Origin of the sequence: Yersinia sp. 2542 StPb PI (genome assembly GCF_048593855.1) — a bacterium.
Classification (GTDB): domain Bacteria; phylum Pseudomonadota; class Gammaproteobacteria; order Enterobacterales; family Enterobacteriaceae; genus Yersinia; species Yersinia enterocolitica_E.
On the sequence record NZ_JAZGQA010000573.1, the window covers coordinates 1 to 241 of the forward strand.

The following is a 241-nucleotide window of genomic DNA, read 5'->3' on the forward strand; positions in this document are numbered from 1 at the left end:
CCAGTTATGGTGCGGAATTCCCCCCCGTTGAGCAAAGTATCCATCAACAGGCCCGGCAACGGGCACTGGAAGAGCGTTTGGCCCCCTCTACACCGGATGTGCGCTTATCGGCACCGGCGGCCACTTTGGACCGGATTGTCTTTCCGGTTGAAAAGCCCTGCTTTGCCATTGATCGTATAAAAATCAGTGGCGCAGAGCCTTTACCCCGCTGGTTGCCACTGCAACGCATCGCCAATCAGGC

Annotated in this window: 1 pseudogene; it reads left to right on the forward strand. The window is 57.3% G+C overall.

Going from position 1 to position 241, the window contains the following annotated elements:
- Positions 1 to 241: pseudogene (locus V1952_RS22785) on the forward strand (ShlB/FhaC/HecB family hemolysin secretion/activation protein); the annotation flags it as partial.